Here is a 776-nt window from a genome sequence, read left to right as displayed (position 1 = left end):
GCCATCGCCAAAGGCATGGCCAAAGACCCCGACCAGCGCTATGCCACCACCGTGGAATTCGCGCACGCCGCCCGCGAGGCGACCACAGCGCCGCTGCCCCGACCGGTCTGGCCCGGTCAGCCCACCGCGGGCCCGACCGACGGCCAACACACCCAACTCGCCCCCACCGGGGCCGCACCCATCCTGCCACCGCCGCTGGAGGTAACGCCCACCCCGCAGCGGCCGGGGTGGCGGCGCCCCCGCGTCGTGATCCCCGCGCTGCTGGTGATCGCGGTGCTGATCGTCGCCGGTGTCTTCGCCGCCGTGAACCTCTCCCAACACCACAACAACACGCCGACCGCCGCGTTCACCGGTATCTACACCGCCAACTTCGACCCTGATACCGATCTCGACGGGAAACCGCATGAGGGTGCGGTGCCGAAGACGGAAACCTGGGGCCTGCGCTCGGTGTGCCGCTCGAGCGGGTGCGTGGCCACCTCGGCACGGCGCAGCGGCGACACCACACTCGTGTCGACGTTGGTGTTCGACGAGGTCGGCGGGCGCTGGCTGGCCGTCGGCCTCGGCTCCGGAAGGTGCGGCAACGCTCCCGCCGAATACTGGGAGGTGTTCATGCTGCGGCTCCGTCCCGACAACACCCTCGCCGGTGAATACAGCGCGACGTCGACGGCCAGCGACGCCGACAATAACTGCGGCTTCAAGCGGGCCGTGAGCTTCACCCGCACCGGCGACGTCGACGTCACCAGCCTGCCCGACCCGGCCGGCCAGCCGCCGCGGGT

Annotated in this window: 1 pseudogene; it reads left to right on the top strand. The window is 71.1% G+C overall.

Annotated elements, in window-relative coordinates:
* Positions 1 to 15 precede the first annotated feature (15 nt).
* Positions 16 to 776, top strand: a pseudogene (locus A5678_RS03095) (serine/threonine protein kinase); the annotation flags it as partial.

It is taken from the genome of Mycobacterium sp. E2733, from assembly GCF_001667585.1.
In the GTDB taxonomy this organism is placed as follows: Bacteria; Actinomycetota; Actinomycetes; order Mycobacteriales; family Mycobacteriaceae; genus Mycobacterium.
This window is presented reverse-complemented; position numbering and strand designations above follow the sequence as displayed.